Source organism: Aeromicrobium sp. 50.2.37 (assembly GCF_024655735.1).
In the GTDB taxonomy this organism is placed as follows: domain Bacteria; phylum Actinomycetota; class Actinomycetes; order Propionibacteriales; family Nocardioidaceae; genus Aeromicrobium.
In genome coordinates, this window is the sequence record NZ_JANLGG010000004.1 from 6,514 (window position 1) to 32,156 (window position 25,643).

A 25,643-nucleotide genomic window follows, 5' to 3' on the forward strand; every position below is an offset into this window, starting at 1 on the left:
CCGCACGGCGCCGGGTAACAGCCCGACCACCTCGTCTAAAATCAGGTGGCGGACCCGCGGGACCGCCGGCAGAGCAGGGTCGTGGTCGATGGCGAGGAACGGCTGGTCGGCCCGGACCGAGCGCGCCGGGCCCCAGAGCCCCTCCAGACGTGACCACAGCCGCAGCACCGCCTCCTGGGGCCCCACCAGCGAGGCACTGCGCCGTCCGCCGGGGCCCGTGTCGGCGGCCAGGAGGTGCTCGGCGAAGCCGTCGATCGCCGCCGCGTCGGCCTGCACCGGGACGAGGTTGGCGCCACTGTGGCAGGCGGCGACGAGCACGCCGTCCCGGAAGCAGCCGAGGATCGACCCGCCGAGCAGCACGTCGCGCAGCCCGGTCTCCGCGACGCGGTGCCGGACGAAGAGATTGGCTCGCGCATCGCGGGCGGTGAGCCGCACGAGGTCGGGGACGTCACCGGGGGTCAGCGCTCGGACCACCTGGTCTCCAGGCACGGCGCCGGCACGCGCGTCGACCAGCTGGGTCATCGCGCACCTCCGTCCGTCCGCAGCACGGCGTGCCGAGACCTCGTCAGCGTAGCGCCGGAGGTGATCCCACGCCGTCCTACGATGAGTCATGACGTCACCCGGTCCCCTCGTCGTCGGTCACGACGGCTCCCGCTTCTCCGACTCCGCCCTCGCCTGGGCGCTCGACCACGCCGAGGCCGCTGGTCTGCCCGTGCACGTCGTGCGCGCCTGGTCGATCTCCACCGCCGCGCGCCCGGCCGATGCCCGCCCCGGCTTCGTCCCGGGCGTCGACGAGCTGGGCCGCGCCACGCAGGCCGCGCTCGAGGCCGACACCGCCGAGGCCCGTGCGGCGCACCCCGACGTGCCGGTCACGCTCGAGGCCGTGCACGGCCCCGCGGACGACACCCTGCTCGAGGCGTCGCACGGCGCCACCATGGTCGTGATCGGTCCCCGCGGCCTGGGCGGCTTCGCCGGGCTGCTGCTCGGCTCGGTCAGCGACCGGCTGGTCCGACACGCGTCGTGCCCCGTGCTGGTGCTGCGCGGTCAGGACGACGCGTCCTCGCCGCGGTCACGGCCGATCGACAGCGTGGTCGACTAGCGGCGGTCGTCCGGGCCTCAGCCCGACACGTCGACCGAGGCGGCGGCGCCCTCCACGGGCTCCATCGTCTCCGCGATGCGCATGGCTTCCTCGATGAGGGTCTCGACGATCTTGCTCTCGGGCACGGTCTTGATGACCTCGCCCTTGACGAAGATCTGGCCCTTGCCGTTGCCCGAGGCGACACCGAGGTCGGCCTCGCGAGCCTCGCCCGGTCCGTTGACGACGCACCCCATGACGGCCACGCGCAGCGGGACCTCGAGGCCGTCGAGCCCGGCCGTGACCTGCTCGGCCAGCGTGTAGACGTCGACCTGCGCGCGACCGCACGACGGGCACGAGACGATCTCCAGCTTGCGGGGGCGCAGGTTGAGCGACTGCAGGATCTGGATGCCGACCTTGACCTCCTCGACCGGCGGTGCCGACAGGGAGACCCGGATCGTGTCGCCGATGCCGTTGCCCAGCAGGTGACCGAAGGCCACGGCGCTCTTGATCGTGCCCTGGAACGCCGGACCGGCCTCCGTGACGCCGAGGTGCAGCGGCCAGTCGCCGCGCTCGGAGAGCAGCTCGTAGGCCTTCACCATGATCACGGGGTCGTTGTGCTTGACCGAGATCTTGAAGTCGTGGAAGTCGTGCTCCTCGAACAGCGAGGCCTCCCACACGGCCGACTCCACGAGCGCCTCGGGCGTGGCCTTGCCGTACTTCTCGAGCAGGCGCTTGTCGAGGCTGCCGGCGTTGACGCCGATGCGCAGCGAGACCCCGGCGTCCTTGGCGGCCTTCGCGATCGCGCCGACCTGGTCGTCGAACTTGCGGATGTTGCCCGGATTCACGCGCACGGCGGCACAGCCGGCGTCGATGGCCGCAAACACGTACTTCGGCTGGAAGTGGATGTCGGCGATCACGGGGATCTGCGACTTGCGCGCGATGTCGGGAAGCGCGTCGGCGTCGTCCTGGCTGGGGCAGGCCACGCGCACGATGTCGCAGCCGGCGGCCGTCAGCTCGGCGATCTGCTGCAGGGTGCTGTTGACGTCGGAGGTGAGCGTCGTGGTCATGGACTGCACCGACACCGGGGCGTCGCCGCCGACGTCGATGCTGCCGACCTTGATCTTGCGGGTCTTGCGCCGGGGCGTGAGGACGGGCGGCGGCGCCTCGGGCATGCCGAGCGATACAGGCTGTGCTGCTCCAGGCCGCCCAGGGCCCGGCACCCCTGCCGCGGTCACGAGATGCTCACCGGGTTCACGATGTCGGCGTAGATCAGGATGACGCTCATGACCATCAGGATGCCACCCACCACATAGGCGACCGGCAGCATCCTCGCCACGTCGACGTATCCGGGGTCGGGACGCCTCCGCAGCCGCGCCCAGCCCCGCCGGATCGCCTCCCACAGCGCGCCGGCGATGTGACCACCGTCGAGCGGCAGCAGCGGGATGAAGTTGAACAGCGCGAGGAAGAGGTTCAGCGAGGCGAGCAGACCGAGGATCCGCTGCGCCCGCTCCGACCACGTGGGTTCGTCGACGGTGACCAGCTCGCCGGCCACGCGGCTCGCGCCGACCACGCTGATCGGTCCGTCGGCCGGGCGCTCGGCACCGAAGGCGGCCTTGGTGACCTCGACCATCCGCACCGGGAGGTGGACGATGGCGTCGGCCGTGGCGACCACCTGGTCGCCCATCACCTCGGCCACGGTGCCCGGGCCCTGCCGCTGCATGCTCTGGGTGGGCTCGACGCCGAGGAACCCGACCCGCTCGGTGCGCTCGGGGTCGTCGACCGATGCCCGGGCCAGGACCGTGGTGGGCACCTCCGCGGCGATCTCGCGACCGTCGCGCTCCACGACGATCCGCGCCTCGTCGCCACCGTTGCCGCGGATGAGCCCCGAGAGCTGCTCCCACGAGGTGATCCGCTCGCCGTTGAACGAGACGAACCGGTCCCCCGGCTGGAGACCGGCCTGCTTGGCCGGCGTGACGGGGTCGGCGTCGGTGCACGTGCGGCCGGCCTCTGCGTCGGTGATGGCACAGTCCGAGACCGCCGCCACGGTGGTGGTGGGGGTGAGCGCGCCGAAGCCCATGAGGACGACGGCGAACAGCACGACCGCGATGGCCACGTTCACCATGGGGCCGCCGGCCATCACGATGAGCTTCTGCCACCACGGCTTCTTGTAGAACAGCCGGTCGGCGTCGTCCTCGTCGACGAGCTCGTACTCGGCGTGGCGGGCGTCGCTGACCAGCTGGGTGAACAGGCCGGTGTTCGTGTCGCGGACGCGTTCGGGTGCCGCCTCTCCCCCGACGGGCACGTCCTCCTGCGACCGCCGCTCCGGCGGGAGCATGCCGACGAGCTTCACGTAGCCGCCGAGCGGGATCGACTTGATGCCGTACTCGGTCTCGCCGCGTCGGAACGACCAGACGGTGTTGCCGAACCCGACGAAGTACTGCGTGACCTTGATGCCGAACTTCTTCGCGGGGTACAGGTGGCCGAGCTCGTGCAGGGCGATCGAGGCGATGACGCCGAGGACGAAGACGACGACGCCGAGGGCGTAGATGAGCCCGATCATGCGCGGGTCCCGCCCGGTGCTGTCACGGTGTTCGATCGCATGGGAGCTTCCTCCACCAGGGCCCTCGCCCGGTCCCGGGCTCGGGTGTCGGCCTCGAGCACGAGGTCGAGGGTCAGGTCGGCGTGGGCGACGTCGGGGTCGTCGAGGTGCTCGGCCAGGACCGCTCCCACGGTGTCAACGATGCCAAGGAAGTCCAACTCGCCGGCCACGAAGGCGTCGACGCACACCTCGTTGGCCGCGTTGAGCACCGCCGGCGCCGTCCGACCGTGCTCCCCCGCCTGGCGCGCCAGGCGGACGGCGGGGAACGCGGTCTCGTCCAGAGGGAAGAACTCCCAGGCGGTCGGGGCACTCCAGTCGCAGGCCCGGGCCGACCCGGGCACGCGCTCGGGCCAGGCCAGCCCGAGGGCGATGGGCAGGCGCATGTCGGGCGGCGAGGCCTGCACCATCGTCGACCCGTCGACGTACTCGACCATGGAGTGCACGACCGACGACGGGTGCACGACCACGTCGATGCGGTCGAAGCCGATGCCGAACAGCAGGTGCGCCTCGATCACCTCGAGACCCTTGTTGACGAGCGTGGCCGAGTTGATCGTGATGACCGGACCCATGTCCCACGTGGGGTGCGCCATGGCCTGCTCGGGCGTGACGTCGGCCAGCTCGTCGCGGGTCCGCCCACGGAACGGTCCACCGCTGGCCGTCACCAGGAGGCGCTGGACGTCCTCGATCCGTTCGCCACGCAGGGCCTGAGCGATGGCCGAGTGCTCGGAGTCGACCGGAACGATCTGACCCGGTGCGGCAAGGGAGGTGACCAGGTCGCCACCGACGATGAGGGACTCCTTGTTGGCGAGGGCGAGCGTGGTCCCGGTCTCGAGCGCGGCCAGCGTCGGCCTGAGTCCCACGGCCCCGGTCATGCCGTTGAGCACGACGTCGACGTCGGCCCGGGCCACCTCGGTGGCGGCGTCCGGTCCGGCGAGCAGCTTCGGGAGGCGGTGGTCGCCCTCGGACCACCCGCGTCGCTTGGCCTCGGCGTAGAGCGCCAGCTGCACGTCCTGGGCGGCGGTCGCCTTGGCCACCGAGACCAGCTCCACCTCGTGCCGGATCGCCTGGGCGGCCAGCAGGCCCGGGTCCGAGCCGCCGGCTGCGAGCGCCACCACGTCGAACCGCTCCGGGGCGGCCTCGACCACCTCCAGGGCCTGGGTACCGATGGAGCCGGTGGAACCGAGAATGGCGACACGCTTTCGCATGTCGCCATTCTCTCTCACCGGCGCCGGGTGTCCCGCCCGGGCGCCGGAGGTCTCATCGCCGTCGGGTCACTTGACCTCGGACCGACGGATCAGCCAGATGCCGAGCGCCAGCGGGATCACGAACCAGATGACCCCGGACGTGCCCAGCTGTGCCCACTCCTCGCCGGTGAGGTTGCCCTCGAACAGCTTGCTCTGCGAGAAGTTGAAGTCGATCCACGGCTGCAGGTCCTTGAACCAGTCCTGGAACGCGGCCAGGATCCCGAACACGGTCGGCAGGACGAACCCGTACACGAAGTAGCCGACGATCGCGGCGGGCGTGTTGCGGAACAGCGCGCCGAGGGTGAAGCCCAGCAGCAGACCCAGGATGTTGGCCAGCAGGATGGTCAGGAACTGGGTGAGCGTGACGTCCCAGTCGGCGTCGAGGCCGTTGATCGCGGCCCCGGCCAGGTTGCCGACCGCGCCGATCCCGAAGGCCACCAGCACGGAGATGATGCCGACGAGCACCGAGGCGACGATCTTGGCGTTGATGATCGAACCGCGGTGCGGCACCAGGGTGAACGTCGTCAGGCCGCTGCGCTGGCTCCACTCACCCGTGACGGACAGGATCGCCACCACCGGCAGCAGGATGCCGAGCGGCACGCCGAAGGCGGTCGCGAAGACGGAGTAGGAGATGACGCTGTCGGGAGCGAACGCGATCACCGAGACGGCCGCGATCAGCGACAGCACGACGATGCTGATCATCAGCCAGCGACCGGCGCGGGTGTCGAACATCTTGCGCAGCTCGACCCGGACGAGCCGGGCGAACGGGATGCCGGGACGGTCGGTGGAGACCGACGCGGGCAGCGGGCTTGCGGTGGTGGCGCTCATGCCACGCCTCCTTCGGTGATGGTCTTCTCGCGCTGGGTCGCGGACGTGAGCTCGAGGAACATGTCCTCGAGCCCCGCGCCTCCGGCGGGCCGGAGCTCGACGAGGGCGACGCCGGCCGCGAGGGCGGCCTGGCCGACCTGCTCGGCGCCGACGGCGACCTGCAGGCCGCCCTGGACGGCGGTGGGCTGCTGCCCGGCGCCCACGAGCGCCTTCTGCAGCTGCTCGTCGTCGACCGAGTGGACGAAGGTGGAGTCCGCTCCGCCGCGTGCGCGGTGCATGAGCTCGTCCTTCGTGCCCTGGGCGACGATCTTGCCGTGGCCGATGACGATGATCTCGTCGGCGATGATCTCGATCTCGTGCAGCAGGTGCGAGCTCAGCAGCACCGTGCCGCCGCGGTCGGCGTAGTGGCGCAGCAGGCTGCGCATCCAGTGGATGCCGGCCGGGTCGAGACCGTTGGCCGGCTCGTCGAGGATGAGCACCTTGGGATCGCCGAGCAGCGCGTTGGCGATGCCGAGCCGCTGGCGCATGCCGAGCGAGTAGTTCTTCACCCGGCGCCTGGACTCGGTGTCGCTCAGGCTGACGAGCTCGAGCATCTCGTCGACGCGGCTGCTGGGCAGACCCATGGTCAGGGCCGACAGGGTGAGGATCTCGCGGCCGGTACGGCCGGCGTGCTGCGCCGAGGCGTCGAGGAGCACGCCGACCTGCGTGCCCGGGTTGGGGATGTCGCGGTAGTCGACGCCGTCGATGAGGGCCTGGCCGACGGAGGCCGGGGTGAGGCCGGTCATGATGCGCATCGTCGTCGACTTGCCGGCACCGTTCGGCCCGAGGAAGCCGGTGACGGCCCCTGGGCGACAGGTGAAGCTGACGTCGTCGACGGCGGTGAAGCCGGCGTACGTCTTGGTGAGGTTCTGGACCTGGATCATGACCCCCAGCCTGCCCGACGTCGTGCGTCGTGGGCATCCGCCACGCAGCCACGATCCGGTCGCCGAAAGTATGAGCCTCGTCGGCCGGGTGGACGTGGCAGGCCCCGCACCCACGTCGGTAGCGTGACGCCGGTGAACCCCCCGCCCCCGACCGTGACGCGATGGGGGCAGGTCTGGCGACTCCTGCTCGTGCTCGCGATCACCGCGCTGTCGTGGGTCGAGCTCGCACCGTGGCAGCTCGCCAACGCGCCCGGATGGTTCGCTGCCGACATCGCGATCGGGGTCGTCAGCACGGTGGCCGCCTTCCGGTGGCGGCACCGCTTCCCGGTGGCGACCGCCCTCGTCACCAACGTCGTGAGCATCGTGTCGTTCAGCTCCGGGGGCGCGGCGAGCCTCGCGCTCGTGTCGCTGGCCACGCGCCGACGCTGGCGCGAGATCGTCCCCGTCACGATCGTCGTGGCACTGACGATCCCGGTCGTGGTGGCCATCAACCCGGTCCCGGGGCCCGACCCACGACTCGACGCCGCCGTGGTCGTCGTCGTCATCGGCCTCATGGTGGCGGTGGGGCTCTACGTCGGGTCGCGACGTGAGCTGCTGGCCACGCTCCGCTCCAGGGCCGAGATCGCCGAGGCGGAGCAGGCGGCGAAGGTGGCGCAGGCCCGCGGCGCCGAGCGCACGCGCATCGCCCGGGAGATGCACGACGTGCTCGCGCACCGGATCTCGCTGGTCACCATGCACGCGGGGGCGCTGGCCTACCGGGACGACCTCCCGCCGGAGCAGGTGCGTGAGGCCGCCCGCACGATCCAGGAGACGGCCCACCAGGCCATGACCGAGCTGCGGGGTGTGCTCGGCGTGCTCCGCGACGGTCCCGGCGACGCGGCCCCCGAGCTGCCGCAGCCGTCCGCGGGCGACCTGCGGATCCTCGTGGAGGAGTGGGCGCGTGCCGGGATGCGCGTCGACCTGTCGGTGGACGGTGATCTCGACGACGTTCCCGACGCGGAGGGCCGCACGATCTTCCGCGTCGTGCAGGAGGGCCTCACCAACGCGCACAAGCACGCGACCGACACCGCCGTCACGGTCCGCGTGGATGCCGAGGGCGGAGCGGGCGTGCGAGCCGTCGTGACCAACCCGCTGCGCGTCGGCACCACCCGCACCACGGCGCCACCACCGGGGGCCGGCCTGGGCCTGGTGGGCCTGCGGGAGCGGGTGGAGCTCGCCGGCGGTCGGCTGACGCAGAAGGTGACGCCCGACCAGCGCTACGTGCTCGAGGCGTGGGTACCGTGGCCGGCGTGACCCGGCTGCTCCTCGTCGACGACGACGCACTGGTGCGCGCCGGCCTGGCGCTCATGCTCGGCGGGTCCGACGAGCTCGAGGTCGTCGCCGAGGCGTCGAACGGCCGCGAGGCGGTCGCCCGGGTCCGCGAGGGCGACGTCGACGTGGTGCTGATGGACCTGCGGATGCCGGTGATGGACGGGATCGACGCGACCGCCGCGATCGTCGCCCTGCACTCCGCGCCGCGCGTCCTGGTGCTGACCACCTTCGACGCCGACGACTACGTCGTGCGGGCGCTGGCCGCAGGGGCGCACGGGTTCCTCCTGAAGGACACCCCGCCGGCGCAGATCGTCGAGGCCATCGCCACGGTGACCTCCGGCGAGCCGGCGCTGTCGCCGGCGATCACCCGGCGACTCATCGAGCAGGTGACGGACGGCTCGGGCGACGGCCGCGAGACGCGGGCCGCCGAGCTGGTGGCCTCGCTGACCGACCGCGAGCGCGACGTCGCGCGGGCGATCGGGCGAGGCGCGTCCAACGCCGAGATCGCCTCGGAGCTGCACCTGAGCCTCGCGACCGTGAAGGCGCACATCTCCCACCTGTTCACCAAGCTGGACGCCGTGAACCGCGTGCAGGTGGCCATCACCATGCACGACGCGGGCCTCCTGTAGCGCACGGCACGTCGACTGGAGGTGCCTGCGGCGACCCACCTCTCTAGCGTGGAGGCATGTCCTCGACGCTGACCGACCTGGCCGACACGATCCTCGACAAGACGGTGCTGCCCGGGTACTCCAGCATCGGACCACGGCTGCGTCGTCGCTGGTGGCCGGCCGACCCCGAGCCCGACTCGCTCCGGGGCCGCCACGTGGTCGTGACGGGAGCGAGCGGTGGCCTGGGCGCCGCGGCGGCCACGGGACTCGCCGAGCTCGGCGCCACCGTGCACCTGGTGGGACGCAAGGCCGACCGCCTGGCCGACGCCGCCGTCGAGATCCGCCGCTCGCTGCCGTCGGCCGAGCTCCGCGAGGAGGTGTGCGACGTCAGCGACCTCGACGACGTGCGCCGCTACGCGGAGCGTCTTCGGGCCGACCTCGGCGCGCTGCACGCGATCGTGCACGACGCCGGCGTCATGCCGACCGAGCGCACGGAGTCGGCGCAGGGTCACGAGCTGACGCTCGCCACGCACGTGCTCGGCCCGCTCCTGCTCACCGAGCTCGTCCGTCCGCTGCTCGAGGCGGCCGACGACGGGCGCGTCGTGTGGGTCTCGTCCGGAGGCATGTACACCGCCCCGCTCACGGAGGCACTCGTGGACGACCTGCAGTACCGCGAGGGCATCTACGACGGCGTGCGCGCCTACGCCCGCACGAAGCGGCTGCAGGTCGTCGTGGCCGAGCTGCTCGCCCAGAGGCACCCGCAGCTGCCGAGCCACTCGATGCACCCCGGCTGGGCGCAGACGCCCGGCATCACCGACTCCCTGCCCGGCTTCGCGAGGCTGGTGGGTCCGGTGCTGCGCACCGCGGCCGAGGGCGCCGACACGATGGTGTGGCTGGCGGCGGTGCCGACGTCGCGGACCGGGCAGGACGGGTTCTGGTGCGACCGCCGACGTCGCTCGCCGCACTACGCCCCGTGGCCGAAGGAGGACCCGGCTCTTCGACGCCGTGTCTGGGACCGCGTGGCCACCTGGGCCGGACTCGACGTCGAGGGCTCCTGAGCCCTCCCCTGCCGGTCGTCTCGAGGGATGTGGACGATCCGCCGCCTCCGCTGGGCCTGCACGCGCTGCTGCGTCGCTGTGGCCGGGTCGTGCCTTGCTGCTGCGTCGCTGTGGCTGCGAGTGGACCTGCGCTCCGAAAGGGCCTCGACCGGCGGACGGGTCCGGGCTCGGGCGGGCACTCGGAGCGTGGCTCGGGGGACGCAAGGTTCTGCGTTCGTGCGTGTGGGGGCGAAGGATGCTGCGTTCGCTGCGGGATTCGGTCGTGAACGCAGCATCGTTCGGGCTTCCGCGCGCGAAGGCAGAATCCTGCGTCCGCCGGGGCGTCTCGTGCGGCGGGTGGGCAGGGATTCTCCCTTTGCGCTGACCGTTCCACGCAGAAGGAGAATCACTGCCCGTACGGGGCCTTTTTCGTCGCCACGATGCTTCCTTCGCGAGGCACGGTCCACGCGAAGGAAGCATCGTGCGTGGATCCCGCACAGATGAAGAATCGTGGCCGCGCCCCGCAGACCCAGCCGAGCCGAGAACCCCCGCTCCGGCCGAGGCTCTTTCGGAGAGCAGGGCGACTCGCAGCCACAGCGACGCAGCCGCAGGAGAACGCGAAGCCACAGCGAGGCAGCATCGAGCGAACGCCCACCAGGAGCGACGCAGCAGTGCGCGAACCCCCAGCCGAAGCGACGCAGCAGCGGCCCGCTCAGAGGACGGGGCGACGCTCCAACAACGGCTCGACGACGTCGGCCGCGTGCCGCAGGACCGCGTCGCGATAGCCCTCGGTGTCGTCGGCCAGGGCCATCGCGGCATCACCCGACCCGGCCTGCCGGACCAGGTCGAGCGGGTGCACGTCGTCGCCGACCCGCACCACGGGTCCGTCGTCGCCGGCGACCACGACCACCACGCCGTCGGGAGCGGGCAGGGCCCCGATGCGGATGCAGGCGCACACCACGAGGACCCGGTCGACGTCGTCGACCTGGACGCCCACCTCGTCACCGGGGCGCACCCCGAGCATGCCGAGTCCGGACGCGAGCGACGCGGACCGCTCCAGGAGTCGGGCGAAGGTGAGGCGACCTGCCGCCGGGTCGTCCGCACCGCCGCTGACGACGTGCCGGTCCAGCAGGTCGAAGCCGAGGCTGGCCATCAGCGTCCCCGGAACACGGGCGTGCGCTTCTCGGCACGCGCCTGGGCGGCTTCACGCACGTCGTCGCTGGCCCACACGTCGCGGAAGCTCTGCTCGATCGCCGCATCGTCGTGATGGGTGCCGTTGAGCACGAGCTTGTTGTGGGCGAGCGTGAGCGGCGCCAGCGTGGCGATCTCGTGCGCCCAGGCTAGGGCGTCGTCCAGGGTCCCGGCGCGGTCGACCAGTCCGTGCGACAGGGCCTCGTCGCGGTCGATCAGCTCGCCGGCGAGCATCATCCGACGCGCCGGACCGGTGCCGGAGAGCGCCGCGAGCGTGCGGATGGTCCAGGCGTCCACCGCCATGCCGTTGCGCGCGGTCGGCACTCCGAACCGCGCGGTGTCGTCACCCACGCGCAGGTCGCACGCGATGGCCAGCTGCGTCCCCGCGCCGATGGCGGGCCCGTTGACGGCGGCGACGATGGGGACCGGCAGCAGCGCCAGGCCGTGCAGCATGCCGTACAGCGCCTCCAGGAATCCCCCACTCGCAGAGCTCGCGGGAGGTGCCCCCACCTCCCCGTACACGCCGCCGAGGTCGGCGCCGGAGCAGAACGCGGTGCCCTGACCGGTGATGACGATCGCCCGGGCTCCCCCGGCCGCCGGTCCGTCACCGACGGCGTCGCGCGCCGCCTCGTCGATCGCGCGGCACAGGTCGAGGTTCAGGGCGTTGCGACGCTCTTCGCGCTGCAGCTCCAGGACGACGACGTCGCCGTCACGGTGGACTCCCAGCATGGTGCTCCTTCGGTCGGCTCGCGGCCACGCTACCGACCGCGCCGGCGGCGCTCCGCACGACCTGTCCGACGTGACCTGGAGCACATCGCGTCGTTGGTGGGGGCATGACGGTCACTCGTCGCGCACTGCTGCGCTCCGGAACCCTGCTCGGCACGGCGGCCGTGGTCGGCCTGCCGTCGATCTCGCGGGCGGCGGTGTCGCCGGCCTCGTCGGCGGGCACCACGCTGGCGGGACGCCTCGTGCGCGGCACCCCCGGTCCCGGTGGGTACGCGCGTCTGGTGACGGCTGGCGGGGAGCCGCACGTCGTCCGGGCCGATCTCGGGGCGACCCCGGGCGACGCGCGGGCCACCGGCCGCCAGGCCGTGGTCTCGTTCGTCCACCTCACCGACGTGCACGTGATCGACGCGCAGTCCCCGATGCGCGTGGAGTACCTCGACCGTCTCGACGACGCCTACTCCCCCGGCGACCCCACGCTCGGCGGGCTCCTCACGTCGAGCTACCGGCCCCAGGAGATGCTCACGGCCCAGACGAGCGACGCGATGGTCCGCGCCGTCAACGACGTGACCGCGGGACCGGTCACCGGCAGCCCGCTGGCGTTCGCGATCCAGACCGGCGACAACTCCGACAACTGCCAGTACAACGAGGTCCGCTGGAACATCGACGTCCTCGACGGCGGTCGGCCGGTCCGGCCCGACTCGGGCAACCCGAACCGGTGGGAGGGCGTGCACGACAGCGGCACGTCCGACACGCACTACTGGCACCCCGAGGGCGGGAAGAACGACCAGTACCGCTCGCGCTACGGGTTCCCGGCGAAGAACGGCCTGCTCGACGCCGCACGCCGGCCGTTCACCCCCGAGGGTCTCTCGATGCCCTGGTACTCGGTGTTCGGCAACCACGACGGCCTCGTGCAGGGCAACTTCCCGCAGACCCTCCCCCTCGGCCTGGTCGGCACCGGCCCGCTCAAGGCGACCAGCCTGCCGCCCGGGCTGTCCCAGGCCGACGTCCTCGACGCGCTCCGCACCGCGAACGCCACGCCGCTGCTGGGAGCCCTCTCGTTGCTGTCGGCACGCCTGGTCTCGGCCGACCCGGCGCGGCGCTCGTTGACCCGCAAGCAGGTCGTGGACGAGCACTTCCGGACCAGCGGCGCCCCGGTGGGCCACGGCTTCACGGCGGAGAACCGGTCGAAGGGCACGGCGTACTACACGTTCGACCAGGGCTCCCTCCGTTGTGTCGTCCTCGACACCGTGAACCCCAACGGGTACGCCGACGGCTCCATCGACGCGGCGCAGGCGGCGTGGCTGGAGCAGGTGCTCGCGGCGTCGACCGACCGGTACGTCATGGTCTTCAGCCACCACACGTCGGCCACGATGACCAACCCGCTCGTGCTCACGGGCGGCGACGCGCAGGTCCGCGTGCTCGGTCCGGCCGTCGTCTCGACCTTGCTGGTGCACCCGAACGTGGTGGCGTGGGTGAACGGGCACACGCACAAGAACGCGATCACGGCACACGCCCGCCCCGACGGCTCAGGCGGGTTCTACGAGATGAGCTGCGCCTCGCACGTCGACTTCCCGCAGCAGTCGCGGCTCGTGGAGCTCGTCGACAACCGCGACGGCACGCTCTCGATCTTCACGACGATGGTCGACCACGCCGGAGCCGAGCAGCACTCCGGGCTCGCGAGCACCGTCGAGCTGGCGTCACTCTCGCGCGAGCTCGCCGCCAACGACCCCCAGCAGCGCACCGCCGGCTACGAGGGCAAGGCAGCCGACCGCAACACCGAGCTGGTGCTGCCGAACCCGCTGGCCTGAGCCGCAGGAGTCAGTCGCCGGTGGCGGCGAGCTGGCCGCAGGCGGCGTCGATCTCGTCGCCGCGGGTGTCACGGATGGTGGTGCTGATGCCCCGCGCGTCGAGACGCCGCACGAACTCGTCCATGTCCTCGTCGCGGGAGCGGGTGAACTGCGAGCCGGGAACCTCGTTGAGCGGGATCAGGTTCACGTGCACCCAGGCTCGGCCGCCATGGGCGATGAGGACGTCGGCCAGCTTGTCCGCGCGCCACGCCTGGTCGTTGATGTCGCGCATCATGGCGTACTCGATGGACACCCGGCGTCCGGTCACGTCGAAGAAGTAGCGCGCCGCCGAGACCGCGTCGTCGACGCTGTGCCGCGTGTTGATCGGCACCAGCTCGTCGCGCAGCTCGTCGTCGGGGGCGTGCAGCGAGAGCGCGAGCGTGACCGGCACGCCCTCGTCGGCCAGCTGGCGCATGCGCGGGGCGAGGCCGACGGTGCTCACCGTGATGTTGCGGGCCGACATGCCGAGGCCGTCGGGGGCGGACGACGTCATGCGTCGCACCGCACCGACCAGGGCCTTGTAGTTGGCGAGCGGCTCTCCCATGCCCATGAACACGACGTTGGAGAGACGGCCGGGGCCGCCCGCCACGAGCCCGTTCGCCATCGCGGCGGCGGCGTCGACGACCTGGTCGACGATCTCGGCGGTGCTCATGTTGCGCTGGAGCCCGCCCTGGCCGGTGGCGCAGAACGGGCAGGCCATGCCGCAGCCGGCCTGGCTCGACACGCAGACCGTCGCCCGCTCGCTGTACCGCATGAGCACCGACTCGACGAGGGCACCGTCGAACAGGCGCCACAGCGTCTTGCGGGTCGCGCCCTTGTCGGCCTCCTGCGTGCGCACCGAGGTGAGCAACGGAGGCAGCAGGGCCTCGGCGATCGCGTCACGCTGCGCGGCGGGCAGGTCGGTCATGGCCTCCGGATCGCGCTGCAGCCGGGCGAAGTAGTGGTGCGCGACCTGCTTGACGCGGTACGCGGGCAGGCCGAGCTCCTCGGCCGCGGCCTTGCGCTCCTCGGCCGAGAAGTCGGCGAGGTGCCGCGGCGGCTTGCCGCGGCCACGGGGAGGCTCGAGGACGAGCGGCAGGGTCTTGATGGGCTCGCTCACCGGCCCATCCTCCCAGGCCGACCCCAGCCGTGTCGAAACGTGGGACGGGGTCGGTGACGCGGGTCAGGTGGCGGGCACGGGGTCCTTGGCGAGATCGGCCACGAAGTCGAGCTTCGTGAGCACCGGCTCCGGGATCACGAAGGGATAGAGGTCGTCGGCACCCATCGCCCGGTTGATCTGGTTCAGCGCCGTCGACAACGGCACCCAGACACCCCGGACCAGGTCGCTGAACAGGCTGAACGCCGTCGGGTCGACCGTCGTCAGCCCGTAGGCGCGGGCTGTCTCGACGGTGTCACCGATGTGCATCCAGTGCGCGAAGGTCTCGGCGAAGTCCTCGAACGGGTGCATCGTCGCGTAGGTGCTGATGTAGGACTCCTGCCAGTCCTCGGGCGGTCCCTCGGCGTAGTGGCGGTCGATCTCGGCCTGGTAGTCCTTCGACTCGTCGCCGAACAGCTCTCGACACGCGGTCATGCGCTCGTCGCCACGGACCAGCACGGACTCGAAGTAGTGCCCCACCTCGTGCCGCAGGTGCCCCAGCATCGTGCGGTACGGCTCGGCCAGCTCGGCCTGCACCTTCTTGCGGTGCGCGTCGTCCCCCTCGGCGAGGTCGATCGTGATGACGCCGTCGGCGTGGCCGATCACCACGTTCTCCTCGACGCTGGACAGCATGTCGAAGCACAGGCCCTGCTCGGGGTCCTCGTCACGCGTCGTGATGGGCAGGCCGCGCGCGTCGAGCTCCACCACGAGGCGACGCTTCGCGGCCTCGGCCACCGGGTACTGCGAGAGCCCCTCGAGGTCGTCGTCGGACGGTCGCGTGCGGGTGAGGTCGCAGCTGAAGCACTGGCCGCCCTCGAGCCGAGCCAGCCACGTGCAGCCGGAGAGGTTGAGGTTCACGCACACGTGCCACACGAGGCCCTCGGCGTCGACGTAGCGGCCGTCCTCGTCGACGGGCACGATCTCGTGCTCGACGCGGGAGTAGCCGAGCGCGGTCCCGCACGAGACGCACACGGAGTTCTCGAAGAACAGGGGGTTGCCGCAGACACGGCAGGAGAAGGCCTTCACCGGCCCCATCATCCGGGCCGCGGTCCCCCGGCGCACCTCGGGCCGGTGTGATCTCAGACCGGCACGACGTCGACGGCCACGCTGAGCGTCGACGTCTTCGCCTCGGTGAAGATGACGCCCTTCAGCGGCGGGACGTCGGCGTACTCGCGACCCCACGCGACGGTCACGTAGCGCTCGTTCGCGGCCTGGTCGTTGGTGGGGTCGAGGGCGAGCCAGCCGCCGCCCGGCACCCACACCGCAGCCCACGCGTGCGTGGCGTCGGCGCCCAGGACCCGCTCCTTGCCCGGCGGCGGCTCGGTCGCCAGGTAGCCGCTCACGTACCGGGCGGCGAGCCCGTGCGACCGCAGGCACGCGAGGGTCAGCTGCGCGAAGTCCTGGCACACCCCTGCGCGGGCCTCCAGGACGTCCGAGATCGTCGTCGTCACGGTCGTCGCACCCTGCTCGTACGCGAAGTCCGCGTAGATCCGGTGCATCAGCTCCAGTGCCGCCTCCCCCAGCGGACGCCCGGGACGCAGCGACTCCGCCGCGTAGGCGTGGGCCGCAGCAGGATGGTCGATCGAGGGCGACGCGAGCGCGAGGTCGACCGCCTGCCAGGCGTCCGGCACGTCACGGCGCTCGGTCGGCCGCGCCTGCTCCCACGGCACGGCCAGCGCGACGGGGTCCGCCACCGGGACGTCGACCTCCACCACGCTGCGCGCCACCACCACGAGGTCGCGATGGGCCTCGTCGAGCTGGAAGAACGTGGCGGTGTTGCCGTAGTGGTCGACGTCCGTGGCGAGGTCCAGCGGCGTGGGGTCGACGACGACCTCGTGCTGCTCGATGCGCTGCCAGGGCAGCTCGCGGGGGGTCAGGTAGCCGATGCCGTAGCTGCCGGTCACGTCGTCGTCGTAGGCGTAGGTGGTGCGATGGGTGACGTCGAGCCTCATGCCGGCCCCCGTCCCGCCAGGCCGAACGACCGCGGGGCCGGCGCTGCGGCCAGGTGCATGGCCTCGAACGCCTCCGCGAAGCGCGACAGGTGCACGGCGACGGTGTCCAGGTGCCGCTCCAGGTTCGGCCGCGCCTCGCCCTCGATGGGCACGAGCGTCGCGGTGTCGACGCGGTCGAGCTCCTCGGCGAGGTCGTCGAGGAGTCGCTCCGGGCGGGTCGATCCCGTCGAGGCGGGCAGCGCCGCCACGTGCCGCCGCAGCGCCTCGAGGTTGAAGCGCAGGGACCGCGGGTTGCCCGGGTCGGTGAGCAGCAGCTCGACGAGGGTGGTGACCCGCACGAACCCGCGGTAGCGACGACGGTGGGTCACGGCGCTCTCGGTGGCCGTCAGCACCGCCTGGTGCAGGTGACGGTCCACGTCGATGCCGCGGCGCACGGTGACCGAGCGACGCAGCAGCACGACCACCTGCAGGCAGCGCTCGAGGGACCGTCCCGCCTCGAGCACCTGCCACCCGTCGTCGTGGACCATGTTCGCCGTGGCGCCGTGCAGGGCGAGCAGACCCGTGAGCATGCGCTCGGCGCTCTCGGTGACCTGCAGGCTGTGGTCGTTGACGTCCAGCATCCCGGCGGCGCGCTCGGTGGCGCCGAAGGCGCGGAACACGTCGATCGACAGCTGGTCGCGCACGCCCTGCGCGGCCGAGCGCAAGGCGGCGAACGACTGCGCCACGGAGGCCGGTCGCCCCGCGTCGAGCAGCACCGAACGCAGGTCGGCGTCGATGGCCGTCGGGTCCGTGAGGTCGAAGGTCCCTGGCACCAGCTGCTGCAGCGCCGACCGGAGCACCCGCAGGGCGACGCCGCCGGAGCTGTACGGCCGGCTGCGGTAGTCCTCGGCCAGCGCGTGCGCGACCAGCACCAGCCGCAGCGTGTCCTCGGCGCGCTCGGCGTACCGACCGAACCAGAACAGGTCCTCCAGCACGCGCGGCACCGGCGGGGTGACGTTGCTCGACGACGTGACGGGCAGGATCTCGGCCAGGTGCTGGTCGGGGTCGTCCGCGCTCTCCTTGAGCACCCACACGTCCTTGCTCGAGACCGTGCGGCCGCCCTCCAGCACCGAGGCGAGCCCGCCGAGCAGCGGTCGGTAGGAGGAGCCGTAGCGCAGCGTGAACGCCCGCAGCGCCACCGACTGGGGCCGCACCGCACCTCCGGTGAGCCGGGGCGCCTGGGACCAGGCGGGCAGCTCCTGCGCGGCGAACCGGTGCGGCGCGGCCTCGACCTGGCGGAGCAGCTCGTCGGGACCGAGGTGCTCGACGTCGACGCTGCGGTCGATGGAGCGGACGGTCAGCTCGTCGACGTGCTTGCGGACGAACGCGAGCGAGGACGGATCCCCGAGCCAGTAGGTGGGGACCGACGCGAGACGGAGGGGCTCGTCGAGCAGACGCTCGCACAGCTGCGACATGTACGGCAGGAGGGCGGGATTCTCCAGCAGACCAGACCCGAGGCCGTTGACGATGCGCACGTTCCCGCGGCGGACCGCCTCCAGCAGCCCCGGCACGCCCAGCTGGGAGTCGCCACGGAGCTCGAGGGGGTCGCACCAGGAGGCGTCGACCCTCCGCAGGACCACGTCGACCCGTTCGAGTCGACCGAACACGCGCATCCACACCGCCCCGGAACGCACCACGAGGTCGTTGCCCTGCACGAGCGGGAAGCCCAGGCTCGACGCCAGGTGGGCCTGGTCGAACGCCGTCTCCGACGACGACCCGGGCGTGAGCACCACGACCCGCGGGTCCGCCACGTGGTCGGGAGCGGCCTGCATGAGGGTCGAGCGCAGCGCCTGGATGAACGGCCCCACCTGGTGCAGCCCGGCCTCGCGGTACATCTCGGGCAGCACGCGCGAGATGACGTGCCGATTCTCCATCGCGTACCCGAGGCCCGACGGTGCCTGAGCACGGTCCGCCACGACCACCCACTCACCGCCCGGCGACCTGGCCACGTCGGTGGCCGTGACGAGGAGCGGACGCTCGTCGCGGGAGGAGGCTCGTGCTGCCACGCGCAGGTAGCCCTGGTGGGCGTACACCAGCTCGGGCGGAAGGATGCCGTCGGCCAGCACCGTCCGAGGGCCGTAGAGATCGGCGAGCAGCGCGTTCAGCAGCTCGGCACGCTGGGCCAGCCCCACCTCGAGCGGGGCCCAGTCCTGCGGCGACAGCACGAGCGGGAGCGGGTCGAGCCGCCACGTGGACCGCGGTTCCCCCGGACGGCCGTAGGTGACGCCGTCGTCGCCGAGGAACCGACCGATGTCCCGGTGCACGCGGCGCAGCTGCGGCGCGGTGATCTCGAGGGCGCTCGCGGCGATGCTGCGCCACGCCGGCCGCAGGGAGCCGTCGGCGTCGACGACCTCGTCGTAGCGGCTGGGGGCGGCGTCGAGGGTCGGCTGGCCGACCTCCGACGCGTAGTCGCGCAGGACCGTCATGGCGATGTCATCGGCCGCCCAGGGCCCGGCACCCCAGCCGGGGGCACCCGGCGCAGGTCGAGCGTGTGGGGGTACTCGTCGCTGTGGGCGCGACGACCCGCCTCGACGAGCGCGCCGACGTCGACCGGGCCGGTGCCGGCCGGCTGGGTGACGAAACGGCTCGACCGACGCGCCTCGGCCTCCTGAGCGTTGACCGGCGGGTGGTCGTAGGCACGGCCACCCGGGTGCACCACGTGGTAGGTGCAGCCGCCGAGCGCGAGGCCGGACGCCACGTCGACGACCTCGAGGTGCAGTGGCGAGTGCACCGGGATCGAGGGGTGCAGCGCCGACCACGGCTGCCACGCCCGGTACCGGACGCCCGCGTAGTACTCACCGGGCACGCCGGTCGGGGTGAGGGGCACGGGAACACCCTGGCACGTGACGAGGTGGCTCGACCGCGAGATGCCGCGAACCGTCACCTGCAGCCGCTCCACGGAGGAGTCGACGTACCGCGACGTCCCCCCGCCCGTGGCCTCCTCGCCCAGCACGTGCCACGGCTCGATGGCGCTGCGCAGCTCCAGCTCGACCTGACCGGCGGGCGTGGCCACCTGGGTGAGGCCGATCCGCGGGAAGCGGAACTCCACGAAGGGGTCGAGCCAGGACCGCTCGAACGCGATCCCGTGGGCCTGCAGGTCGCCCACCACGGCGTCGACGTCGCGGATCGCTCCCTGGGGCAGCAGGAAGTCCTCGTGCAGGGCCGAGCCCCACCGCACGAGCGGATCGGTGCTGGGCGACTCCCAGAACCGCGCCACGAGAGCTCGCACGAGCAGGGCCTGCACGAGCGCCATCTGCGGGTGCGGAGGCATCTCGAAGCCGCGCAGCTCGAGCAGTCCCAGGCGGCCGCGCGACGAGTCGGGGCTGTACAGCTTGTCGATGCAGAACTCCGCGCGGTGGGTGTTGCCGGTGAGGTCGGTGAGCAGGTGCCGCAGGGCGCGGTCGACCAGCCACGGGCGCACGGGCTCGTCCTTCTCCGCCGCCTCGGCGGCCAGGCGGTGCACCTCGGAGATCGCGATCTCCATCTCGTAGACCGCCTCGGGACGACCCTCGTCGAAGCGCGGCGCCTGGCTCGTCGGACCGATGAACCGCCCCGAGAAGAGGTAGGACAGCGAGGGGTGTCGCTGCCAGTGGGTCAGCAGGCTCACGAGGAGGTCGGGACGACGCAGGAGGGGCGAGTGCGCCGGGGTCGTGCCGCCGAGCGTGATGTGGTTGCCGCCGCCGGTGCCGGTGTGCTGGCCGTCGAGGTCGAACTTCTCCGTCGCGAGGCGGGTGCGCCGAGCGGCGTCGTACAGCGTGTCGGTCAGCGCGCTCAGCTCGGCCCACGAGCGGGTCGGGTGCACGTTGACCTCGATGACACCCGGGTCGGGGGTGACGCTCAGCTGGGTCAGGCGAGGATCCGGCGGCGGGCCGTAGCCCTCGACCACGACCGGTGTCCCGACGGCGACGGCGGCGGCCTCGACCACGTGCAGCAGGTCGGCGTAGTCCTCCAGCCGCTCGGTGGGTGGCAGGAAGACGTGCAGGACCTCGGCCCCGTCCTCGCTGCCGGGACGGACCTCGAAGGCGAGCGCCGTGGTGGGCTGCTCGTCGGGATCGACGACCACGACGTCGGGCACGCCGGGCACGAGGGCCGGTCCGGCCTCGAGGTAGGACGGATCGCCCGACGCCTCGGGGTCGGTCCACGTGATCGAGTCCAGCGGCAGGCGCAGACCGACGGCGGAGTCGCCGGGCAGCAGCACGAGCCGACCGCGCCGGAAGCGCCAGGCAGGGCTGCGCCACGTCTCCCCCGTGGCCAGCGGCAGCACCCAGCCGGTCGGACGCTCCACGGCGGCGTCGAGCTCGGCCACGAGGCCCACGTCGGGGACCTGCTCCGCCCCGTCGGGACCGATGGAGTCAGGGCGGGGTCCGTCGGGACGCGACACGTCGTGCGCGAGCACGGCGAACGGGTCCTCCCACGCCGGCAGCACCTGCTCGGCCGGGAGCCCGAGCGAGCGCGCGACCTCGTGCGCCAGCCGCTCGGCCGTGCCGTGCTCGACGGCCTCGTTCTCGGCCCACGGGTCGCACAGCAGGTCCGGCGCGCTCCACAACGGCTCACCGTCGGTGCGCCACTGCATCGAGATCTGCCAGCGCGGCAGGGGCTCGCCCGGGTACCACTTGCCCTGCCCGCGGTGGACGAGCCCACCGGCGGCGTACACCTGGCGCAGACGCTCGGCGAGCTCGGTGGCGAGGACGCGCTTCTCGTCACCGTCGGCGTCGGTGTTCCACTGCGCCGAGGTCATGTCGTCGACGCTCACGAAGGTGGGCTCGCCCCCCATCGTGAGGCCCACCTCGCCGGTGTCGAGCCGGGCGTCGACGTCGGCCCCCACCGCGTCGACGCGCTGCCACTGGGCGTCGGTGTACGGGAGCGTGACCCGGGGGTCCTCGTGGACGCGGGTCACCTCGTTGACGAACGAGAACTCCACCTCCGCCGGCTCCAGCGCACCCGTGATGGGAGCGGCCGACGACGGGTGGGGCGTGGCCGAGAGCGGGATGTGGCCCTCCCCCGCGAACAGCGCCGACGTCGGGTCCAGGCCGACCCAGCCGGCGCCCGGCACGAAGACCTCGGCCCACGCGTGCAGGTCGGTGAAGTCCTCGGTGGCACCCGCCGGCCCGTCGAGGGCCTGCGCCGCGACCAGCGGGTCCGGGGCCAGCTGCACGAGGTAGCCCGAGACGAACCGCGCAGCGAGCCCGTACTGGCGCAGCAGCGACACGAGGAGCCAGGCGCTGTCACGGCACGAGCCGATCGCCCGCGTGAGCGTCTCGTCGGGCGTCTGCACCCCCGGCTCCATGCGCACGGTGTAGGCGACGTCGCGGTGGACGGCGTCGTTGAGCCCGGCGAGGAACTGCACGAGCGGCACGCCGTCGTCGGGGAGGTCAGGGAGGGTGTCGCGCCACTGGGAGACGACCGGTCCGGGACCGGCGTCGGCCTCGCGCTCCCCGACCGGGCGCAGGTAGGGGGCGAGGTCAGCCGCCAGCTGGGGCTCGTAGGTGAACGGGAAGGTCTCGGCGTACTCCTCGACGAAGAAGTCGAACGGGTTGATCACCATGAGGTCGGCGACGAGCGAGACGTCGATGTCCAGCTCGGTGACCTTCTCGGGGAACACGAGCCGCGCCTGCCAGTTGCCGAAGGGGTCCTGCTGCCAGTTGACGAAGTGCTCGGCCGGCGAGACCTTCATCGCGTAGGCGTCGATGGGCGTGCGGCTGTGCGGCGCGGGACGCAGCCGCACGACGTGCGGGCCCAGGGCGACGGGGCGGTCGAACCGGTAGGTCGTGCGGTGGCGGAGCGAGACCTTGATCGACATGGCGCAAGCCTGCCTCATGCCTGTTTCACGGCCGTGACGGCACCGACCGGGCTGCCCGGCCGGGCGGCGGATCAGCCCGGCGGGGGTGCCGGGCCGTGGGCGGCAGATCAAGCAGGCGTGACCAGGTAGTGCAGGATCAGCCACGCGACGGGGGCGACGGCGATGAGGGAGTCGAGCCGGTCCATGAGACCGCCGTGGCCGGGGAGCAGGTCGCCCATGTCCTTGATGCCGAGGTCGCGCTTGACGAGGGACTCCGAGAGGTCGCCCAGCGTGGCCATGACGACGCCAGCGACGCCGAGCAGGACGCCGACCCACCAGTCGCCGTCAAGCCCGAGCACCACGGTGCCGATGCCCGCACCGATGCCGAAGACGAGCGAGCCGGTGAAGCCCTCCCAGGACTTCTTGGGGCTGATGGTCGGGGCCATGGGGTGCTTGCCGAACAGGACGCCGGCGATGTAGCCGCCGATGTCGGAGGCGACCGTGGCCACGATGAACGCGACGATGCGCCAGGGTCCGTCGTCCTCGACGAGCATGAGCATGACGAAGACGCCCATGAGGTGCAGGTAGGACAGGCAGAACAGGCCGGCGCTCGCGTCGCGCACGAAGCCGTCGGCGCCGTCGGAGAGTCGCCACACGAGGGTGCCGATGACGGTGAGGGCCATCGCGACGGCCGCGGTCTCCATGCCGCCGTAGTAGGCGCCGAGCAGCATGAGGGTGCCGCCGGTGAGCACGGGCAGGAACGGGACGGTGATCCCGGCCTTGCCGAGGGCCCTGGCCAGCTCCCACAGACCGACGCCGAGCGCGAGCACGACGACGGCGACGAACAGGTCCTTGAAGAGGAACAGCGACGCCACGACCGTGCCGCCGAGCGCGGCACCGACGGCGATCGCCGCCGGCAGGTTGCGCCCGGCGCGGCTCTTCTTCTGCGCCACCGCGGGGTCGGTCTCGTTCAGGGGTCCGTCCGTGGGGGCGGGCTCCTCAGACCTCAAGGAGCTCGGCTTCCTTGTTCTTGAGCATCTCGTCGATCTGGTCCACGTGCTGCTTGGTCAGCCCGTCGAGCCGCTTCTCGGCGCCGGTGTTGTCGTCCTGGCTGATCTCGGAGTCCTTCTCGGCCTTGTCCATGGCCTGCTTGGCGCTGCGGCGGACACCGCGCACGGCCACCCGGCCCTCCTCGGCCTTGGAGCGCGCGAGCTTGATGTACTCCTTGCGCCGCTCCTCGGTGAGCTCGGGCAGGGTCACGCGCAGCACCTTGCCGTCGTCGGACGGGTTGACGCCGAGGTCGGACTCGCGGATGGCCTTCTCGATCGCACTCTTCGCGCCCTGGTCGTAGGGGCTGATGATGACCGTGCGGGGCTCCGGCACCTGGAAGCCCGCCAGCTGCTGCAGCGGCGTGGGGGTGCCGTAGTACTCGGCCGTGATCTGGGCGAACATCGCCGGGTGCGCGCGACCGGTGCGGATCGCGGCGAACTCCTCGCGGGTGTGCTCGACGGCCTTGTCCATCTTGCTGCCGGCCTCGCGCAGGGTCTGGTCGATCACGATGCGTCTCCTGTAGTCGTCCCGTTGAGTGGTCCGGTCCCACCGTGGACCAGCGTCCCGATCCTCTCACCACGCAGCACGCGGGCGATGTTGCCCTCGCCCTCCATGCCGAACACGATCATGGGCAGGTCGTTCTCCATGCACAGCGCGAACGCGGCCGCGTCGACCACCTTGAGGCCGAGGCGCAGGGCCTCGGCGAAGGTGATCTCCTCGAAGCGTCGCGCCGATGCGTCGGTGCGCGGGTCGGCGGAGTAGACCCCGTCGACGCCGCTCTTGCTCATGAGCACCGCGTCGGCCTTGATCTCGAGCGCACGCTGGGCCGAGACGGTGTCGGTGCTGAAGTAGGGCATGCCCGCTCCGGCGCCGAAGATCACGACGCGGCCCTTCTCGAGGTGCCGGATGGCGCGCCGGGGGATGTACGGCTCGGCGACCTGCCCCATGGTGATGGCCGACTGCACCCGGGTGTCGATGCCCTGCTTCTCGATGAAGTCCTGCAGGGCGAGGCTGTTCATGACGGTACCGAGCATGCCGATGTAGTCGGCGCGGGACCGCTCCATGCCGCGCTGGCTGAGCTCGGCGCCGCGGAAGAAGTTGCCGCCACCGACGACGATCGCCACCTGGGCGCCCTCGCGGACGGCCTCGGCGACCTGGCGGGCGATGGCGTTGACGACGTCGGGGTCGATGCCGATGCTCCCGCCGCCGAAGACCTCGCCGGACAGCTTCAGCAGCACGCGACGGACGCCGGGACCTGGGGTCCCGGCGTCCGCCGTCGACAGCTCCGTGCTGCCCTGCACGCCACGGGGGTCGGCCGGGTCACCGTTCGTCTGGTGGATGCTCACGATGCTCCGGTCCTTCCTGTGGTCGTGCGTGGGTCGGCTCCTGCGCTCAGGCGCCGATCTCGATGTGCGCGAAGCGCGTGATGCTCACGCCGGCGGCGTCGAGCACGGCCTTGACCGTCTTCTTGTTGTCGGTGACGGACGGCTGGTCGAGCAGCACGACGTCCTTGAAGAAGCCGTTGACGCGACCCTCGGTGATCTTCTCGATCGCCTGCTCGGGCTTGCCCTCCTCGCGGGCCGTGGCCTCGGCAATCTCGCGCTCCTTGGCGACGATGTCGGCGGGCACGTCCTCACGGGTGAGGTAGCGCGGGCGCATGGCCGCGATCTGCATGGCGGCGCCGCGGGCGGCGTCGAGGTCGTCGCCCGTGTACTCGACGAGCACGCCGACGGCCGGCGGGAGGTCGCTGGCACGACGGTGGAGGTAGACGGCGACCTGGCCGTCGAACGCGGCCACGCGGCCGAGCTCGATCTTCTCGCCGATGACGGCGGCGAGGGCGCTGACGGTCTCCTCGACGGTCTTGCCGTCGTCGAGGGTCGTCTTGGCGAAGGCCTCGGCGCTCTCGGGCTTGCTGGCGTCGGCCGCGGTGGCCAGGCGCTCGGCGAGCTCGATGAACTGCTCGTTCTTGGCGACGAAGTCGGTCTCGGAGTTGAGCTCGACGATGGCGGTGCCGGTGTTGGCGACGAGGCCGGACGAGGCCTCACGCTCGGCGCCACGCTTGGCGGCCTTGGCCGCACCGGAGATCCGCAGGATCTCGACGGCCTTGTCGAAGTCGCCGTCGGCCTCGGTGAGGGCCTTCTTGGCGTCCATCATCCCGGCGCCCGTGGCGTCGCGGAGCTTCTTCACGTCTGCGGCAGCAATGGCCATGTGCGTGGTCTCTTCCCTGATCGTGGTGGTGGCAGGTGGTGGGGTGGGGGGGGGGGGGGGGGGGCCGCGCCCCCCCCCCCCCCCCACA

At 72.1% G+C, this 25,643-nt stretch carries 22 protein-coding genes; 5 read left to right on the forward strand and 17 right to left on the reverse strand.

The annotated features are described in order from the left end of the window. On the reverse strand, positions 1-522 hold a 522-nt coding region (locus NUV38_RS03260), incomplete at its 3' end, for a DUF4081 domain-containing protein (protein WP_257727737.1). A gap of 88 nt (positions 523-610) precedes the next feature. Here NUV38_RS03260 and NUV38_RS03265 point away from each other — a divergent pair. Next, positions 611-1,099, forward strand: coding sequence for a universal stress protein (locus NUV38_RS03265; protein WP_257727738.1), 489 nt, complete (start codon positions 611-613; stop codon positions 1,097-1,099). A gap of 17 nt (positions 1,100-1,116) precedes the next feature. Here the strand turns inward: NUV38_RS03265 and ispG are convergent, their stop codons facing one another. The 5 genes from ispG to NUV38_RS03290 all read right to left on the reverse strand — a co-directional run bounded on the left by ispG (position 1,117) and on the right by NUV38_RS03290 (position 6,672). After that, complete coding sequence (gene ispG / locus NUV38_RS03270; protein WP_257727739.1) at positions 1,117-2,250, reverse strand: flavodoxin-dependent (E)-4-hydroxy-3-methylbut-2-enyl-diphosphate synthase; 1,134 nt, start codon at positions 2,248-2,250, stop codon at positions 1,117-1,119. A 59-nt stretch (positions 2,251-2,309) separates the two neighbouring features. Further along, positions 2,310-3,638 carry an RIP metalloprotease gene (locus NUV38_RS03275; protein WP_257727740.1) on the reverse strand — a complete coding sequence of 443 codons (1,329 nt, stop codon included), beginning with the start codon at positions 3,636-3,638 and terminating at the stop codon, positions 2,310-2,312. Continuing rightward, positions 3,635-4,882 (reverse strand): 1-deoxy-D-xylulose-5-phosphate reductoisomerase, encoded by a 1,248-nt coding sequence (dxr, locus tag NUV38_RS03280; RefSeq protein WP_257727741.1) that lies wholly within the window; start codon positions 4,880-4,882, stop codon positions 3,635-3,637. The genes NUV38_RS03275 and dxr overlap by 4 nt, the downstream gene beginning before the upstream one ends. A 66-nt stretch (positions 4,883-4,948) precedes the next feature. Then, positions 4,949-5,749: an ABC transporter permease subunit gene (locus NUV38_RS03285; RefSeq protein ID WP_257727742.1), complete on the reverse strand. Its 801-nt coding sequence runs from the start codon at positions 5,747-5,749 to the stop codon at positions 4,949-4,951. Further along, entirely contained in the window at positions 5,746-6,672 is a 927-nt protein-coding gene (locus NUV38_RS03290) for an ATP-binding cassette domain-containing protein (protein WP_257727743.1), read from the reverse strand. Before NUV38_RS03290 ends, NUV38_RS03285 begins: the two co-directional genes overlap by 4 nt. A 132-nt stretch (positions 6,673-6,804) precedes the next feature. Here NUV38_RS03290 and NUV38_RS03295 point away from each other — a divergent pair, with 132 nt between their 5' ends. The 3 genes from NUV38_RS03295 to NUV38_RS03305 are packed head-to-tail and all read left to right on the forward strand — an operon-like array spanning position 6,805 to position 9,649. Then, a complete protein-coding gene (locus tag NUV38_RS03295; protein ID WP_257727744.1) occupies positions 6,805-7,965 on the forward strand; it encodes a sensor histidine kinase in 1,161 nt (386 codons plus the stop codon). After that, a complete protein-coding gene (locus tag NUV38_RS03300) occupies positions 7,962-8,612 on the forward strand; it encodes a response regulator transcription factor (RefSeq protein ID WP_257727745.1) in 651 nt (216 codons plus the stop codon). Before NUV38_RS03295 ends, NUV38_RS03300 begins: the two co-directional genes overlap by 4 nt. 56 nt (positions 8,613-8,668) lie before the next feature. Next, entirely contained in the window at positions 8,669-9,649 is a 981-nt protein-coding gene (locus NUV38_RS03305) for an SDR family NAD(P)-dependent oxidoreductase (RefSeq protein WP_257727746.1), read from the forward strand. 691 nt (positions 9,650-10,340) lie between these two features. Here the strand turns inward: NUV38_RS03305 and NUV38_RS03310 are convergent. Together NUV38_RS03310 and NUV38_RS03315 are read right to left on the reverse strand one after the other, a co-directional pair. Beyond that, on the reverse strand, positions 10,341-10,781 hold the full coding sequence (locus NUV38_RS03310; RefSeq protein ID WP_257727747.1) for an AMP-binding protein: 441 nt from the start codon (positions 10,779-10,781) through the stop codon (positions 10,341-10,343). Further along, positions 10,781-11,548, reverse strand: coding sequence for an enoyl-CoA hydratase (locus tag NUV38_RS03315; RefSeq protein WP_257727748.1), 768 nt, complete (start codon positions 11,546-11,548; stop codon positions 10,781-10,783). The genes NUV38_RS03310 and NUV38_RS03315 overlap by 1 nt, the downstream gene beginning before the upstream one ends. Positions 11,549-11,652: 104 nt before the next feature. Between NUV38_RS03315 and NUV38_RS03320 the strand changes: the two genes are divergently transcribed. Continuing rightward, positions 11,653-13,353, forward strand: coding sequence for a TIGR03767 family metallophosphoesterase (locus NUV38_RS03320; RefSeq protein WP_257727749.1), 1,701 nt, complete (start codon positions 11,653-11,655; stop codon positions 13,351-13,353). A gap of 10 nt (positions 13,354-13,363) precedes the next feature. On the opposite strand, the gene rlmN is transcribed toward NUV38_RS03320, so the two are convergent. The 9 genes from rlmN to tsf all read right to left on the reverse strand — a co-directional run bounded on the left by rlmN (position 13,364) and on the right by tsf (position 25,555). Continuing rightward, a complete protein-coding gene (rlmN, locus tag NUV38_RS03325) occupies positions 13,364-14,491 on the reverse strand; it encodes a 23S rRNA (adenine(2503)-C(2))-methyltransferase RlmN (RefSeq protein ID WP_257727750.1) in 1,128 nt (375 codons plus the stop codon). A 63-nt stretch (positions 14,492-14,554) separates the two neighbouring features. Next, positions 14,555-15,553 carry a putative zinc-binding metallopeptidase gene (locus tag NUV38_RS03330; RefSeq protein ID WP_257727751.1) on the reverse strand — a complete coding sequence of 333 codons (999 nt, stop codon included), beginning with the start codon at positions 15,551-15,553 and terminating at the stop codon, positions 14,555-14,557. A 53-nt stretch (positions 15,554-15,606) separates the two neighbouring features. Further along, positions 15,607-16,479 (reverse strand): transglutaminase family protein, encoded by an 873-nt coding sequence (locus tag NUV38_RS03335; protein ID WP_257727752.1) that lies wholly within the window; start codon positions 16,477-16,479, stop codon positions 15,607-15,609. Next, positions 16,476-18,944, reverse strand: a complete 2,469-nt coding sequence (locus NUV38_RS03340) for a circularly permuted type 2 ATP-grasp protein (RefSeq protein WP_257727753.1) — start codon at positions 18,942-18,944, stop codon at positions 16,476-16,478. The genes NUV38_RS03335 and NUV38_RS03340 overlap by 4 nt, the downstream gene beginning before the upstream one ends. Continuing rightward, complete coding sequence (locus NUV38_RS03345) at positions 18,941-22,318, reverse strand: DUF2126 domain-containing protein (protein WP_257727754.1); 3,378 nt, start codon at positions 22,316-22,318, stop codon at positions 18,941-18,943. The genes NUV38_RS03340 and NUV38_RS03345 overlap by 4 nt, the downstream gene beginning before the upstream one ends. A gap of 107 nt (positions 22,319-22,425) precedes the next feature. Then, complete coding sequence (locus NUV38_RS03350) at positions 22,426-23,307, reverse strand: phosphatidate cytidylyltransferase (protein WP_257727755.1); 882 nt, start codon at positions 23,305-23,307, stop codon at positions 22,426-22,428. Beyond that, positions 23,297-23,851, reverse strand: a complete 555-nt coding sequence (frr, locus tag NUV38_RS03355) for a ribosome recycling factor (protein ID WP_200914550.1) — start codon at positions 23,849-23,851, stop codon at positions 23,297-23,299. The genes NUV38_RS03350 and frr overlap by 11 nt, the downstream gene beginning before the upstream one ends. Beyond that, positions 23,851-24,630, reverse strand: a complete 780-nt coding sequence (pyrH, locus tag NUV38_RS03360; RefSeq protein ID WP_200914549.1) for a UMP kinase — start codon at positions 24,628-24,630, stop codon at positions 23,851-23,853. Before pyrH ends, frr begins: the two co-directional genes overlap by 1 nt. A 109-nt stretch (positions 24,631-24,739) precedes the next feature. After that, positions 24,740-25,555, reverse strand: a complete 816-nt coding sequence (tsf, locus tag NUV38_RS03365) for a translation elongation factor Ts (protein ID WP_257727756.1) — start codon at positions 25,553-25,555, stop codon at positions 24,740-24,742. Between the last annotated feature and the right edge of the window lie 88 nt (positions 25,556-25,643).

Coding starts and splice junctions, on each gene's coding strand:
- NUV38_RS03340 (WP_257727753.1), bottom strand. CDS start 18,944: ATGACGGTCCTGCGCGACTACGCGTCGGAGGTCGGCCAGCCGACCCTC.
- NUV38_RS03290 (WP_257727743.1), bottom strand. CDS start 6,672: ATGATCCAGGTCCAGAACCTCACCAAGACGTACGCCGGCTTCACCGCC.
- NUV38_RS03315 (WP_257727748.1), bottom strand. CDS start 11,548: ATGCTGGGAGTCCACCGTGACGGCGACGTCGTCGTCCTGGAGCTGCAG.
- NUV38_RS03335 (WP_257727752.1), bottom strand. CDS start 16,479: ATGAGGCTCGACGTCACCCATCGCACCACCTACGCCTACGACGACGAC.
- NUV38_RS03320 (WP_257727749.1), top strand. CDS start 11,653: ATGACGGTCACTCGTCGCGCACTGCTGCGCTCCGGAACCCTGCTCGGC.
- NUV38_RS03305 (WP_257727746.1), top strand. CDS start 8,669: ATGTCCTCGACGCTGACCGACCTGGCCGACACGATCCTCGACAAGACG.
- NUV38_RS03310 (WP_257727747.1), bottom strand. CDS start 10,781: ATGGCCAGCCTCGGCTTCGACCTGCTGGACCGGCACGTCGTCAGCGGC.
- NUV38_RS03345 (WP_257727754.1), bottom strand. CDS start 22,318: ATGTCGATCAAGGTCTCGCTCCGCCACCGCACGACCTACCGGTTCGAC.
- tsf (WP_257727756.1), bottom strand. CDS start 25,555: ATGGCCATTGCTGCCGCAGACGTGAAGAAGCTCCGCGACGCCACGGGC.
- NUV38_RS03275 (WP_257727740.1), bottom strand. CDS start 3,638: ATGATCGGGCTCATCTACGCCCTCGGCGTCGTCGTCTTCGTCCTCGGC.
- NUV38_RS03285 (WP_257727742.1), bottom strand. CDS start 5,749: ATGAGCGCCACCACCGCAAGCCCGCTGCCCGCGTCGGTCTCCACCGAC.
- ispG (WP_257727739.1), bottom strand. CDS start 2,250: ATGCCCGAGGCGCCGCCGCCCGTCCTCACGCCCCGGCGCAAGACCCGC.
- dxr (WP_257727741.1), bottom strand. CDS start 4,882: ATGCGAAAGCGTGTCGCCATTCTCGGTTCCACCGGCTCCATCGGTACC.
- NUV38_RS03265 (WP_257727738.1), top strand. CDS start 611: ATGACGTCACCCGGTCCCCTCGTCGTCGGTCACGACGGCTCCCGCTTC.